11 protein-coding genes are annotated in these 14,012 nt (G+C 66.8%); 4 read left to right on the forward strand and 7 right to left on the reverse strand.

Features of this window, described 5'->3' with window-relative positions:
* Together ACF088_RS41045 and ACF088_RS41050 are read right to left on the reverse strand one after the other, a co-directional pair.
* A partial coding sequence (locus tag ACF088_RS41045) for a DEAD/DEAH box helicase (protein ID WP_392381094.1) occupies positions 1–368 on the reverse strand: 368 nt, incomplete at its 3' end.
* Positions 369–714: 346 nt separating this feature from the next.
* The gene (locus tag ACF088_RS41050) at positions 715–918 is read right to left on the reverse strand and encodes a cold-shock protein (RefSeq protein WP_392381095.1); all 204 of its coding nucleotides are present in this window, start codon (positions 916–918) and stop codon (positions 715–717) included.
* A 757-nt stretch (positions 919–1,675) separates the two neighbouring features.
* Between ACF088_RS41050 and ACF088_RS41055 the strand changes: the two genes are divergently transcribed.
* Complete coding sequence (locus tag ACF088_RS41055) at positions 1,676–1,861, forward strand: hypothetical protein (RefSeq protein ID WP_392381096.1); 186 nt, start codon at positions 1,676–1,678, stop codon at positions 1,859–1,861.
* 121 nt (positions 1,862–1,982) lie between these two features.
* On the opposite strand, the gene ACF088_RS41060 is transcribed toward ACF088_RS41055, so the two are convergent.
* The 5 genes from ACF088_RS41060 to ACF088_RS41080 all read right to left on the reverse strand — a co-directional run bounded on the left by ACF088_RS41060 (position 1,983) and on the right by ACF088_RS41080 (position 11,123).
* Positions 1,983–2,534: a SigE family RNA polymerase sigma factor gene (locus ACF088_RS41060; protein WP_392381097.1), complete on the reverse strand. Its 552-nt coding sequence runs from the start codon at positions 2,532–2,534 to the stop codon at positions 1,983–1,985.
* A gap of 24 nt (positions 2,535–2,558) precedes the next feature.
* On the reverse strand, positions 2,559–5,231 hold the full coding sequence (locus ACF088_RS41065; protein WP_392381098.1) for a dolichyl-phosphate beta-glucosyltransferase: 2,673 nt from the start codon (positions 5,229–5,231) through the stop codon (positions 2,559–2,561).
* A 271-nt stretch (positions 5,232–5,502) separates the two neighbouring features.
* The gene (locus tag ACF088_RS41070) at positions 5,503–5,721 is read right to left on the reverse strand and encodes a hypothetical protein (RefSeq protein ID WP_392381099.1); all 219 of its coding nucleotides are present in this window, start codon (positions 5,719–5,721) and stop codon (positions 5,503–5,505) included.
* Positions 5,722–5,864: 143 nt separating this feature from the next.
* Complete coding sequence (locus tag ACF088_RS41075) at positions 5,865–6,377, reverse strand: hypothetical protein (protein WP_392381100.1); 513 nt, start codon at positions 6,375–6,377, stop codon at positions 5,865–5,867.
* A gap of 6 nt (positions 6,378–6,383) precedes the next feature.
* Positions 6,384–11,123, reverse strand: a complete 4,740-nt coding sequence (locus tag ACF088_RS41080; RefSeq protein WP_392381101.1) for a DUF6531 domain-containing protein — start codon at positions 11,121–11,123, stop codon at positions 6,384–6,386.
* A 903-nt stretch (positions 11,124–12,026) separates the two neighbouring features.
* Here ACF088_RS41080 and ACF088_RS41085 point away from each other — a divergent pair.
* From ACF088_RS41085 to ACF088_RS41095, 3 genes are all read left to right on the forward strand, one after another.
* Positions 12,027–12,650, forward strand: coding sequence for a hypothetical protein (locus ACF088_RS41085; protein ID WP_392381102.1), 624 nt, complete (start codon positions 12,027–12,029; stop codon positions 12,648–12,650).
* A gap of 488 nt (positions 12,651–13,138) precedes the next feature.
* On the forward strand, positions 13,139–13,438 hold the full coding sequence (locus tag ACF088_RS41090; RefSeq protein WP_366416417.1) for a WXG100 family type VII secretion target: 300 nt from the start codon (positions 13,139–13,141) through the stop codon (positions 13,436–13,438).
* 139 nt (positions 13,439–13,577) lie between these two features.
* Positions 13,578–13,892 (forward strand): hypothetical protein, encoded by a 315-nt coding sequence (locus ACF088_RS41095; protein ID WP_392381103.1) that lies wholly within the window; start codon positions 13,578–13,580, stop codon positions 13,890–13,892.
* Positions 13,893–14,012 lie beyond the last annotated feature (120 nt).

The raw sequence follows: 14,012 nt of genomic DNA on the forward strand, positions 1-14,012 counted from the left end.
GCCAGACCAAAGGCCAGCGTCTTGCCCGAGCCGGTACGTCCGCGGCCGAGAACATCGCGTCCGGCCAGCGAGTTCGGCAGCGTGGCGGCCTGGATGGGGAACGGGGCGGACATGCCTTCCGCGCCGAGGGCGGCCAGCAGCGCCGACGGCATGTCCAGCTCGGTGAAATTTTCGGCCGGGGGCAGGGCGGGAGTGTGGGTGACGGGCAGGGCGAACTCTCCCTGCAGTGTCGCGGGACGCCGTCCGGGGCCCCCGGAACGGCCCGCGCCCGAGCGGTTCGGCCTACCGGAGCGGTAGCCGCCGCGGCCTGAGCCGGACGAGTCGGCCGAGCGGGAGTAGCGGTCATTCGTGCGAGCTGTGCGGTTCAAGGAGAACCTTCCTCGATGCGGTACGTCGAGGAATTCCCGGCAGCAATGAGCCGCACACAGAATCGCAAGAACGAACCGATGAATTGAGATGAAACGAAGCGGGGCGGAAATATGTCGACCCGGTACGCCGAAGCGGGACCGGCAACGTCGCAAAGAAGAGCGAAACGGTTGCCTGATCGTAAAATTCGGGCGGATTTGCCCGCCGTGTCATAGCGGTCGGGAAGCCGAACCGGCTGCCCGCACACCGCGTGTGCGGCCGTTGCGGGGCACACGGGAAACGCCGAAAAACAACGAGCTGGGGCCCGCACCCAAGGTGCGGGCCCCAGCTACGGTGTACGCGTCAGCGTCAGGCGGGAACGATGTTCTCGGCCTGCGGGCCCTTCTGGCCCTGCGTGACGTCGAAGTTCACCTTCTGGCCTTCCTGCAGCTCGCGGAAGCCCTGGGCGGCGATGTTCGAGTAGTGGGCGAAGACGTCGGGGCCGCCACCCTCCTGCTCGATGAAGCCGAAGCCCTTTTCCGCGTTGAACCACTTCACGATGCCAGTAGCCATGTCATATCTCCTTCGGGGCAGTGCCCGGAGCCCACACCGTGCGGACTCCGTATCGCTGCGTTGATTGCCCGTCCGGAAATAAACACCGGAAATACGAAAGCGCTCCGCCGTGTACGACAGCGAGCACGCTTGAAGTCTTTGGGAACCACAACTGCAACTGGGAGCGACGGTAGCACGGTACCGGCGGTCATGCGCGGCACATGATCCCGGCGCCTTCGAGAAGGCAAAAAACCCTTACCGCACCAGTGGCCATTTCTGCAGTTGCGGCATGAGATATTCAGCATCGGCGCTCGCCCCTATTCGACCGGAAATGCGTCGGCCTCCTCGGCCACCGACCGGGCTCCGCAGGCACGGACCGGGCACCGCCGTGCCCGACCGCACCGCACCGCACCACCTCCGGGGACGGATTGCGGCGCGGCACGAGCTGTACCGGGCCACCGGATCAGCCGTCCGTCCGACAGGCCGTCCGTCCGACAGGCCGTCCGTCCGACAGGCCGTGGGTCCGACAGGCCGTGGGTCCGACAGGCCGTGGGGAGGGGAGGGCGCGGCACCTCAGTTGGTGGGAGTGGCGCCGGTGGTGGGGTTCACAGTGGCCGACGCGCCCGAGCTCGACGTCGCCGTGCCCGAGGGAGCCCCCGTGTCCGTGGGAGTACCCGTGCCCGAGGGAGCCCCCGTGGGGGCTGTCGACGTGTCGGTCGGTGTTTCCCTCGGGCCCGGCGAGGTCCCGTACGGGCTTGGTGTCTGCGAAGGGGCTTCCGTGCCACTCGGGCTCGGTGTCTGCACGGCGGACGGCCCCGGCCTGGGGATGAGTGGCCGGTCGGCGGGCGGCACGCTGCGGATGCCGGGCAGGACGTGGATCACCAAAACCAAGGCTGCGGCCACTACCGCGACCACGGCCGCCGCGACCACCGGCAGTGCCGCCCGGCGCACCCGTGCCCGTTGACGCCCCTGTCGTATGGCGCGGGCCACATCCACCCCCGGCCCCCCGGGCTCCTGTTCGAGAGCGCGCAGCGGGGAGAGCAGTCGGGCCGCTTCCTGTTCCAGCTCATCGTCGTGCACGGCCGCTACGCCTCCCTCATGGACGCCGCGGATGCGGGCAGTTGACCGCCGAGTTGGGCACGCAGCCGGGTGAGGCCGCGGGCGGACTGGCTCTTCACGTTTCCCTCCGAACAGCCGAGGATCCCAGCCACCTCCGCCACCGGCAGATCGCACAAGTAGCGCAGCACGAGCACGGCGCGCTGCCGCGCCGGGACGCGCGAGAGCGCCGTGTGGACGACAGCGCGCGTCTCGATGTCCGGCATGCCTTCGGCAGGCGGCAGCCCCGGGGTTTCGTGCGGGGCTCCCGACAGACGCACACGCGCCCATGCGAGCCGCTGTTCGTTGAGGAAGCACCGGACGAGCATGGTGTGCACATAGCGGTCCAGGTCGTCGGCTGCGCAGGCGCGCCGCCAGTGGACGTACAGCTTGGTGAGGGTGGTCTGCACGACATCGTCGGCGCGGTCGGGGTCCTTGCAGAGCAGGTGCGCGATGCGGCGGAGCGTGGGCAGCCTGGCGGACACGTACTCCGTGTACGCCCGCTCGGCCTCGATACGGTCCTCGGATCCGATCTCGGTCATCTCTTGCCGCTCACACTCTCGCGTTCAGGCCGCTTTCGGTCGCGCGCCGGTGTCCCCGTGCACCTGCCACACCCAGACGCCGCCGATCCACCGTCCCGGCGCCCCCATCAGCCGCTGCACAGTGAGACGTAGTGCCTGGTCTCCCGGTTGCGGAGCGAGCACGACCGCTCCCGCCCGCCAGAAGCGCAGGTCCTCGCGGGCTGCTCGGCGCTGCGCCGGGCCGATGTCCGGGATCCGGCCGGTGCGGCTGACCTCCGTCAGGAGGGCGGAGGTGGAGCGGGGCACCGGGCCGTAGATGCCGGTCCGGTCGGGCCCGTACGGTCCGTTGAAGTAGCCGCCGGGCAGCGGAAAGCCGAGGCCGGCGGTGATCTGCCAGTGCAGGGCTTCCGTGCGGCCGGGGTCGGGCACCGGCACGGGGACGAGAGTGCGGCCCTCCGGTACGGACGCGCGCCAGGTGCCGTCGGCGACGAAAGCGGGAACGGCGGGACGGCCGACGGTGGCCAGCGGCGTGGGCACGATCGGGAGGATCGCGGCGGCGACTGCCGCCCACCCCACGGCCTTCAACGCCCGGTCGACGGCGGCAGGGCGCCCGGTGGAGTCGGCGGGGCGGGCCTGGGCGTCCCAGCGGTCGCAGGCGAGGGCCAGGAGGATGCCGAGCGCGGGTACCGCCGCCATCGCCATCCGCGATTCGATGACCGACTCGAACAGCGGGAGGTCGTAGAGCAGCCGCCACGGCCCCGGCAGCGTGATGTCCGTGCCGGGCACCGGAATCGTGCGGCCCAGGGACAGCAGCATCGTCCCGAAGGCGGCCGCCGCCAGCCCCCGGACCCGGGGCTCCCGCCACAGCCACACCACGACCACGAGGGTCAACGCGAGGAGCGGCCAGCCGAAGAAGGCGTTCTGCTCGGTGCGGTTGAGGGCGAGGGCGTCAGCCGTGGCAGGGTTCCCACCCAGCGAACGGCCCGCGAACTCCACCAGTGCACGCGGCGAGTTGCCCGTCGAGCCGTGCAGCACACCGGTGTAGCTCTGGGCGCCGAAGAACTGCCGGCCGAGCGGGTAGGCGAGCAGCAGCACAGAGACACCCGCGGCGACGGCCAGGCCGCGGGCAAGGGGGCGCCAGAGCGCGCGGGCGACGGCGGGGCGCGCGGCCGCGTAGCCCACCGCGAAGAGCAACAGCCCGACGGCTGCCAGCAGCAGCGCCTCCTCACCGAGGAAGATCTGGTACGTCAGGAGGAGGCCGAGGACCACACCGTCCCGGACGGTACGGCGGCGAGTGATGCCGCCACCGTCGTCATGGCCGCCGCCGTCGTCATGGCCGCCGCCGTCGTCATGGCCTCGGGCCTCCTGGCCGCCACCCTCCTGGCCTCGGGCCTCCTGGCCGCGGGCCTTGCACAGCCTCAGCAGCCGGTCGGTGATCAGCGGCATCATGAACAGCACAGCGAAGTTCGGGTGCGCGTTGGCGTGCGAGATCATCGGCGGTGCGAAGGCGCACAGGGCCCCGCCGAGCGCGGCCGCCCGGCGCGACCGCACAAACCGCTTGAGAAGCAGCCAGTACCAGGCGGCCGCGGTCGCGGTCAGGCCGCCGGTCAGCACCAGCGCCCAGGTCACGGCGGGCCCGAAGAGCGCGGTGACGGGCGCCAGCGGGACGGACAGTCCGAGCATGGCGGTGTTCGCCATCAGGTTCACACCCAGCGGATGGTTCTGCAGGGTGGTGAAGAACGGGTCGTGCAGCCCGAAGACATCGTGCGCGGTGACCGCGAAGAACCACTCCCACTGGTTCTGGTCCTGCCCGCTGTCGGCCAGGTAGCTCCCGCCGAGATCGGCCCACAACCCCTTGAAGAGCCACACGGACACCAGCAGATAGCCGAGCACCACGACCCGGTCGGCGGGCCGCATCCTTCGCAGGGCGCCGCGCACCCGCAGCCGCACCACTTCCAGGAGCACTCCGACGTAATCCAGCGCGCGCACCTTGGACCCCGCCTGGTGCGCCCAGCGCACCGGCACCTCGGCCACCGGCCACTTCGCCTCGTGGAACATCCGCAGAATCTCCACGTCGATGCCCCAGCCGTCGACCCGCGAGCGCCCGAAGACGGTGCGTGCCTGGTCGCCGTCGAAGAGCTTGAAGCCACACTGCGTATCACGGACACCGGGCACGGCGACCGCCCGTATCACCTGGTTGCCCACCCGGCCGAGCAGCTTCCGCAGCGGATGCTGGCTCACCTCGACGCGTGCGCCCCGCTGCGCGCGGGACCCGATCGCAGCGGCGTAACCCGCGTCGAGCCGGTCGTGGAGCAGGGCCACTTCCTCGATGGGGGTGGCCAGATCGGCGTCGGTCACCAGCACCCGGCCGCCCCGCGACGCGAGCACACCCAGGCGTACCGCGTGGCCCTTGCCACGGTTGCGCGCGTGCGAGGCAGGCAGTCCGGGGTCCGACGGCGACCCCACCAGCCGAATCCGCGGCTCGGCCGCCGCCGCCTCGCGGACCGCGGCAGCGGTGGCGTCCGTGGAACCGTCGTCGACGACGATCAGCTCCCAGCCGGCATGCCGACCGGGCGAGGAGCGCAGATAGCGGCAGATCGCATCGAGGGTCCGGGGAAGCCGGTGCTCCTCGTTGTACGCGGGCACCACGACCGTCAGGTCGACGGTTGCGGGCGTCGGCACACCGGTGGCGGCAGGGAGGGAAGAAGAGTGCAGCACGCACCGGGGACCACCCCGGACCGCCGACGGGTTGCATGTCCTGCGTCACACCCCCTCACGGCGCCTGTGCCTTCGCCGTGCAGCCGACGCATGCCGAGCTCGAACGTCGTGTGGCTGCCCTGGAGAACGAGAACCAGCGTCTTCGATCCTGAGCCCTCGACCTGGCGGGCGGACTTGACTACCCGTACTGGTGGCTGTTCTTGAGGCTCCCTCAGATATCCGACTTCTCCTCGCTCGCTAGCCACGGTGGCGTTTACGACGAGCCGCTCGATCACCGGACGGCAAGAGCTTCACCGAGCCTGCTGCGGGCAGTGCCAGCGGTGCCCACGAGCGACTGGTGCAGGGCGTCGGCGCGGGATCGGATCAGGCCCTCCCCGTACGCCGGCGGCAGCCGCTGCCAGACGTCAGCAGCCATATCTGCTGCCACGGAAGCGTCCCCTTCGGCCTTCAGGCACGTTGCCGCGTCCATGGCCAGCAGGGCACGAGCCATGACGGAAGGCACCCCTCGGTTGTTGAAACCCTGCAATTCCCGAGCGCAGAGCGCGGGTTCGGTTCCTGGCACCCGCTCCACAGTGGAGGCCCAGGTCGGAGACCTGGGCCTTGCCCGCTCTTTACATGTTCCCTCCACGCAGATCAGACATTGCCGCGCTTCCAATCAACAAATGGTGCCAGGCGGGCAATCTGCGGGACCCACACATCCAGAGCTTGCGAAAAGTCAATGGCGAGCCTCGCCGACATCTCCAACAGCTGCCTCCTGTCACACACCTCCTCGGCGGGTTCCGGCGTCCATGACGTGTGCGATGCGCATTTCACTCGCACGATCTCGGCCTCTGTCCTGAAGGACAACGTGCACTCCACCCCCTGGGAGTAGAGCTCCATTTGAGTAGGCGCCTCGGAGCGGAGCGCCGCAATGAGTTCGGGAAGCTGCTCCAGGACCGTGGACATGTCGTACCCGATATCGAACTTCCAGTCATTATGACCAAATCCGCCGAAATGGAACTTCGCGTCGGTCTCGCGCAGAACGCCACAGGCTCGAATGACGAGGTATTCATAATCATCCTCGTCTTCAAGGGGGTCGAATTCATCGAATTCAGCACCCCTCACACTTTCCACCGAGGGGCTCAAAAATGAGAATTGAAAGGCCATGTACCTCTACTCCAATATTACTGGATATGCGGTCTTGTAATAGCCGCTCGCGCTGGGAATCAACTTCGCGTGCGTGGCGGGAACAAAGCTCCCATCCTCTCGGACCACTCTCCCCAGCCCCTCCGGTATGGGAATAACGCGCAATTGACTGGCATGAGTCAGGCTGGGATCATGATGCGAGTGCAGGAATTTCGCAGCCGCATCGTCATCTAGCCACTGCCCCTGAGGCTTCTCTTCTCCCGTCGCATTCTTCGGATTCAATCTTTTATTTCGGGCGCGATCTGCCATCTTCTGGACGCTGTTCTTCATTCCATGGTCACTGAATGTGTGACCGAACGCCTTGACACCCTTAGGGGTCCAGTTTACCGGCTTTACACACCCTCGATCCTTTTTTGCCAGACCGAGCGGGTCCACGCCTGAGTAAGGATTAGGGACATATCCGTGATGATGCGGTGCGGGATCAAGCCCCAAAGGATCCGGGGATATATAGCGGGCAGTATCTGGATCGTAGTGCCGATAATAGTTGTAGTGAGTGCCTGTTTCGGAATCCAGATACTGCCCCTGGAAACGAATAGGGCAATCGATAGAGGACATATTCGGCTTGACGGGCAAGCCCCAGAGGGATGCCCGAGACCGCCAGACGATGTTTCCGGTGTTATCGAGGAGCTCAGTAGGGGTACCGACGAGATCGGTGACGATAGCGTAGAAGCGGGAGTCGTACTCCGCTTGGGTGATCGTCTGGCTGAGCGGCTCGTGAGTGCCTGGTTGGTAGTCCCAGGTAGTGGACTGGCCGACGTGGGTGGACTCTTCCGCGAGACGCGTGTCGTCCCATGTAAATCGCGTTTCTTCCACGACGGTTGTGCGATCGTCCGCAAGACGCCGCTTGGCTATTCGGCGGCCGAATGGATCGTAGCTGTACTGCCAGTGAGCGCCGTCGGGAGTGGTGACGTGCGTGAGGCGGTCTTCGGCACTCCAGGTGTATCTCCAGGTGTGTCGTTGACCGTTAAGCAGACGGCGGCTGCGGCGAACAACGCGACCCTGGGCGTCGTATTCGTAGGTATGACGCCCAGCAGATTGCACAAGGGTGCCGGAGTATTTATGTTCCCCCTCCGCTCCGTCGCTTCCTGGGACGGCCGCACGGGTTAGGTTCCCGGCGGAGTCATAGGCGTAGGCCTCTGTCCACCCATCTGCAGTGACAGCCGTGACGCGACCGCCGGCCGCGAGGGTGAAGCGACGCGTACCGGCGAGGTTGTCTGTGAGAGATGTGAGATGGCCGTCCGCACGGTAGGTGTAGCTGCGCTCGGCAATGGTGCGTTCGCCGAAGACAGCGGCGAGTTCTTGCAGAGTTCGGGGCGACCGACCGGCATAGGTAGAAGTCACGGTCTGGCTGCTCAGCCTGCTGCTGGCATCCCATCGCTGCGTGAGCGTGGCTGCGCTTCCTAGATGACGCTGAGTTTCGCGTCCCGCTGCGTCAAAGCTGAATGTCAGTGCTCCAGCGGATGATGTCAGGGCCGTGGGGTTGCCTGCTGCGTCCCAGGACCAGGAGCTGATTGTTCCGGACGGAGTGGCGCGTTGCGTACGCCTTCCGAGAATGTCGTAGACATAAGTCAGGGCGTGACCATTGGTGGATTCAGTCAGCAGACGGCCCGCTAGATCGTACTTTCTGCTGATGACTGCTTCCGCATTGGCGGCGTGGGTGATCCGATCTGCCGCGTCATAGGCATAAACAGTCAGTTCTCCGGCCTCCGTACGCTGCTCAGTGACACGGCCCAAGGAGTCACGGTAGAGACGAATCGACTGGCCAGCCCCATTCGTACGCTCGATCAGTTGGCCCGCTGCATCGTAGACGTAGGTGATGGTACGGCCGTTGAAGTCGGTTTCTGCTACCAGGTGCCCAGCAGAGTCGTACTTGTAGGTCCAGGAATGGCCCTGTGGGTTTCTCACAGCGATGAGGCGGAGTTCACTGTCATAGGTGAACTCATACCGCACACCGTTGGGTTCCAAGCGGGCTGCTTGCAGGCCGAAATGTGTGTATTCAAATTTGGTGATGTTGCCGACAGAGTCAGTGTGGGAGAGGAGGTTGCCTTCCCCGTCCCACCGCCAAGCTTCAGCGGCACCATCAGGGGCAACCCGCTCCGTTGGCTCCCCTTCGACAGTCCAGGCGAAACGGGTCGCATTGCCAAGGGGGTCGGTAACGGAGACAACGCGACCGGAGTGGTCACGTACGTAGCTGGTTGTGGCGCCCAGCTGGTCGGTGACGGAGAGCGGGAGCCCCGCGAGGTTGCAAGTAATGCTGCTGGTGTGGCCCAGCGCGTCAACCACCGTGCTCGGATTGCCGTTCCGATCGTACGTGTATGTAGTTGTTGCACCTGCGGGGTCGGTCGCAGCAAGACGGTTACCACGGGTGTCATACGTGAAGCGCCAGGTGCCCCCGTCAGGGCCGACGACCTCCACGGGGAGCCCAGCGTCATTGAAGGTCGCCCAGAGTGTGCTGCCGTCGGGGCGGGTGAGCGCTGTCAAGTTACCCACGTCGTCGTACGTGTAATGAGTGGTTCGGCCAAGTGGGTCGGTAACCGACACAGGGTGTCGGCTCCCGTCATCCCAATTGGTAACCGTTGTGTGACCAAGCGCGTCTGTGTGCTGAGTGATTTTGTGGTCGCTGTTGTAGCGGTAGACAGCAACTTGACCGAGGGCGTTCGTGACCCGTGTCACCCTGGTCTCGGTGTCGTAGGCGAGGGCGCCGGACAAAGCCCCGTCCGAGCCCTCGGTGTGCACCACCCGCCCCTGGGCATCGTAGGTGTAGCAGTATGTGGTGGCATTGCTGTCGGTCCAGGAAGTGATGCGATCAGCCTCGTCGTAGGTGAACTGCATCGGCATCCCGGAGGAGTTGGTGAGCTCTGAGAGGTTGCCTGCGTCGTCATAGCGGTAGCGCACCAATTCGGTGGCGCCGGAGTCCGGGGCACTCGGATCTGTCTGGTGGAGAGCGGCGATGCGTTGCAGTTCAGGATCGAGTTCGACGTCGATGCGATAGCCGCCGGAATGCTCTACCCACAGCGGAGCCCCGTCATCGTCCCGAATGAAGGTGATGCGCTGCTCGTTCCGATCTTCTATCGCATCAAGCGGCAGTTCGTGTGTCTCATCAAGCAGCTCGGCCGCGGCGGGAGGCGCAAAGATCAAGGCACGCCCAGTCCCTGGCTGGGTGATACGAATGGCGCCGCCGGGAACGTCGTCCCAGCTCAGCGGCCACCGCGGGCCCACGGTCGGCATAACTGTCCCACCCAGCTCAAGGGTGGGGTAGACCAATCGCATTCCGTCCTCGCCCGCGAACGCCACGCCGGTCCTGTCCATCTGCAGGCGCTGATCGAGTGTGGAGGCCCAGCTCGGACCGAACCAGCCGCCGGCGCGGTAGGAGGACAGGTGTGTTCTCTGCAGCACCAGAGGGAGAGCCGCAGGGAGGTCAACGTCGGTCTGGGGGAGCAGCATCTCGCCTGTGGTGACGTCGATGGGGTCCAGTTCACACGCCTTTTCGCCGTGCGGACGGGCTACTTCTTTGCGGCCATCGATGCCTGGGTCAATCTTGCCGTTAGCAGCCCTGCCGGGCTTGCTCGAGACCGTGCTCCCCCGACGCCCGTGCTCCCCCGAGCCACGACTGCTGTTGGGGGCCTTGGGATCTTTCTTGCCACCTTTCCCAAGACCATTGAAGTGGTCGGCGAGGCTTTTGTCGTTTTCGCGGTGATTCTTGGCCATCTGCTTGACACCGCGGGTCATGTCGTCGTCGAGGTGCTTGGCGGTCTTCTTCACGCCGTCTTCGATGCCGTCGACGACCTTATCCAGCACCACGTTCGCCGCGTCCGCGATGGCGTCCTTACCGCGAGTACGGCCGTGGTGGCTCCTGGCACGGCCGATCTTGCCGCCGGCCTTATTACGGAACGTGCCGCTCGCACTCTGCAGACCGGTCACGACGTTGTCGTGTTCGTCCTCGTCGAAGCTGAAGCCAGTGCCTGCACCGCCTCCGGTCCCTCCCCCACCGCTGCCGCCCGCGCTGAGGAGTCCCATCTTCGGGTTGGCGGAAGCTTCCTTGGCGGAGTCCTTGGCGTCCTGCACGCCTTGGTGGAAGCCGTCCTTGCCGGCCTTGGCAGTACGGCTGAGGTCGACGCCGTCCTGGACTCCGAGGGCGTTGGCGCCGAGCTGAACGACGAGGTCTCCGACCATCGCGCCCAGCGCCTCTTCGACCGGGGTCAGCGCGATGCTGACGACCTGCTCGGCGACCTGCTGGCATACCTCCTTGAACAGCCGCTTGAGGATCAACCGGGTCGCCTGCGTCGCGCCCATCGCGCCCAGTTCCGACAGACCGAGGGTGAACGGGGCCGCGGCCTGGGCGGCGATCACCTCTGCGGCCAGGATGCCCAGTTGGACCAGAGCGCCGATCTTCGCGCCCTCGATGAGGATCGCGACACCGTCCATCGCGGTGCCCGCCGTACGACCGCAGTCGGCAAGGCCCTTCAGGTGCTTGCCGTTGATCTTTCCCCAGTGCGCGTTGAGGGCTTCCACGCCGAGAGAGCCGCCCGCCGAACCGACCAGGCCCTGGATGGCAGCGTGGGCTTCGTTGGCGCCCTCGTCGATGTCGTCGGCGAACTCCCTCATGGAGTGGGCCATTTCGCGGTAGTCGTCCTCATCCACGTTCGGCCACGACACACCGATCAGATCGAGCAGCTCATCCGCCCAGCCAGGCAGCACAACACCCACGCGAAACACTTCCCCCGTACAACAATTGTCAGATGGTCACACGCTCCCACTCGAGCAATCGCTTCCTCAAGTCGCATTGAGCCGCATTCGGTGTACCGCTCGACACAGCCACCTGACCCGGCAGTGCGACGGTCACAACGACGCCGTCAATACCCTCGCCCTGCATCCTGGTGCACACCTGGAGCGATTCCCTTGATCACCCGGCGAAGGTCCTCCCGCCGGTCGCCCCGCCCCCTGGGCAGGTGCAGCATCAGCCGAGCCCCTCTCCGTCCCGAAAGGTCGCCTTGCTCCACGGTGCACGAACGCCACACACTGGTCGACGCCGTCGATGGCGGCAGCTACGGGGATGTCGCAGTCGGCGATCTCCCGGATCTGACGGACTTCGCCCTGACCCTGCACCGGTCCCTGACTCCAAGTTGTCCACCGACCCACTCTCATCGACAAGGTCCGTGACGTCGTCGGCCTCTCTCGCCCCGTCGGAGAAGACCGTGGTCCGTGCGTGGACGAGAAGTCCCAGATCCAGACCCTGGCCGGTCACAGCCGTCGCGGCCGATGAAGCCCGGCGTCCCCGACCGCGACAAGGACGGGGGCCGGCCACACCGCCATGCCGAGTCGCGAGACGCGGTCTTTGTGGCTGCGTCAGGGGCAAGGTGCTGCTGGGGACCGGTTGGTGGCTGTCTGCGTGCGGGGCGTGGACGACGGCCGGGGCCCATGGCGACAGTCACAGCGGAACGCTGAACACGCTGAACACCAGGGCTGGAGGCAGTGCTGTCGGCGGCGGAGCGCGCGCTGCGGTGCGCCGCTGCGCCCCATTAGCCGTCCGTTAGCGGAACGGCAACTCGATGTTGGAAACTGATGATCGTTCAGGAGCAAGACGAGAGAACAGAGCAACGGGAGTACACGATGAACGCCGCCACCACCAACCGCTTCCGCGGCCGCGCCGGCCGCCGTATCGCCACCGCCATCGTCGCCGCGGCAGCGCTGGGGCTGGGGGCCACGGCTTGCGGGGAGGGCTCCGGGGCGGCGGGCGCCGCCGGCTCCTCGGGCTCTTCGGCCGCGTCCGACTCGCAGCACGCCTCGGACTCGAACCAGCCCACGAGCGGCTCCTCCTCGGCCAACTCCGGCTCGCAGGGCCAGAACGGCGGCACGTCCGCCAAGGCGACGTCCGCCGCCAAGACCGGCAGCGGGTCCGCCTCCGGCGGGGGCGGCGTCGCCCACGCGGGTAACCACCGCACGATCGTCGGCAAACTGGAGTACCTCGCACCCGGCAAGCTGATCGTCAAGCCGCAGGGCGGCGGCACGGACCAGGCGTTCTTTGTCGCCAACGCCACCACGGTCCTCGGCGCGGCCTCGATCTGCGCCGACGACGCAGGCAGCGTGTCCATGGGCAAGGACGGCTACGGCACCTCGAAGTGCACCGTGGAGCAGTTGGAGAAGGCTGCGAAGACCGGCAGCGTGACCGTCCGCGTCACCATGGACCGCAAGTCCGGCGCCGCCGAGACGGTCGAGGAGAAGTACCACCCGTAAGCCCCCGTAAGCCCCCGTGCCACGAGCCATGCGCCACCGCACCGGGCGCCCCGCACCATCCGCCACGCGCAATCCGCACCATGTGCCACGCGCGCCCCGTGGGCGGGTTCGATTCCCGTCACCCGCACCATAGTTGAGGCCCAGGTCAGCGACCTGGGCCTCGTTCGTTGGCCGGACCGGACCGGACCGGCCGGGCCGGGCAGGGCCGGTTCAGGTGTGCCTCATCGGCTCCGGACCGGATCCGTGCCAGAAGGCTTCTGCTCATGCTGCCGCTCCGGGAGGCCCGGGGGGCCACGGCTTCGGGATCAGGACTGCCGGCGGGCGGCAGCGCCCTGCGGCCGCGGGGTGCATCTTGCTGGTCAGCGCGTCACCGGCTGCTTTCGTCACCGTTCCGCAACAGGGGTGAACCGCCCCGGCAGGTGCCCCGTACAGCCCCGTGTGTGCGGTCCCGGTGGCCGCGGCGATACGCAGCGAGGGAAGGAGTCGGCATGGCCGGCGGCAACATTCAGATCAGCCCGGACGAGATGCGGGAGGCGTCGACCTGGCTGCAGAACCAGAAGGAACTGATGCAGCAGAGCCTCCACGAGGCCAACACCAAGATGGACGAGATGGTCGAGGCGGCCTACGCGACGCCGGGCTCCGAGACCAAGTTCCGTCCGTACTGGGAGGAGTACAAGAACGGCACGGAGAAGGCGATCGAGGGCCTGCAGGGCGTCAGCGAGTTCATCAAGCAGGTCGCCGACGCGTTCGTCGACACCGACGACCAGACGTCCGGCTCCATCGGCTGACGTGCCCCGCACCGTCCGGCCCCGCCTCCCGGTGAGGACGGGGCCGGACGGCCGGAGCAGGGGACCGGAGCAGGGAACCGGAGCAGGGGACCGGAGCAGGGGACCGGAGCAGGGGACCGGAGCAGGAGAGGAGACATCGATGGGTCGCATCAGCGTTCCCGTGCAGGATCTGAAGGACACGGCCAAGGAGCTCCAGAACATCGGGGATCTGATCGGGGACTCCGCGACGCTCTTCCACGCCGCGGGCGACCGCAAGGACTTCAAGAGCTTCGCCGGCGACAGCAAGCTCGCGCACGCGCTCGACGCGTTCGACAAGGCGTGGGTGGCGGGTCACGAACGGGTGCACGACAACGTGAAGACGTTCTCCGAGAACACGGACAAGATCGCCGAGAACTTCACGCAGACGGACGAGGACAGCGCCAACTCGCTGGACGAATCGAAGAAGAACGCGTGAGGGGAGACGTCGTGCGGAAGGGAAAGGCGTCATGACGCAACCGGTCACGGAGCAGCCCGCGGGCGCGCCCGCGGGCTACAAGCTGAGGTTTCCCGACTCCTGGTGGCATCTCGACCTCGA

Origin of the sequence: Streptomyces sp. NPDC015125, from assembly GCF_043080045.1 — a bacterium.
Taxonomy (GTDB): Bacteria; Actinomycetota; Actinomycetes; order Streptomycetales; family Streptomycetaceae; genus Streptomyces.

Coding starts and splice junctions, on each gene's coding strand:
- ACF088_RS41050 (WP_392381095.1), bottom strand. CDS start 918: ATGGCTACTGGCATCGTGAAGTGGTTCAACGCGGAAAAGGGCTTCGGC.
- ACF088_RS41060 (WP_392381097.1), bottom strand. CDS start 2,534: ATGACCGAGATCGGATCCGAGGACCGTATCGAGGCCGAGCGGGCGTAC.
- ACF088_RS41070 (WP_392381099.1), bottom strand. CDS start 5,721: ATGGCTCGTGCCCTGCTGGCCATGGACGCGGCAACGTGCCTGAAGGCC.
- ACF088_RS41075 (WP_392381100.1), bottom strand. CDS start 6,377: ATGGCCTTTCAATTCTCATTTTTGAGCCCCTCGGTGGAAAGTGTGAGG.
- ACF088_RS41085 (WP_392381102.1), top strand. CDS start 12,027: ATGAACGCCGCCACCACCAACCGCTTCCGCGGCCGCGCCGGCCGCCGT.
- ACF088_RS41090 (WP_366416417.1), top strand. CDS start 13,139: ATGGCCGGCGGCAACATTCAGATCAGCCCGGACGAGATGCGGGAGGCG.
- ACF088_RS41095 (WP_392381103.1), top strand. CDS start 13,578: ATGGGTCGCATCAGCGTTCCCGTGCAGGATCTGAAGGACACGGCCAAG.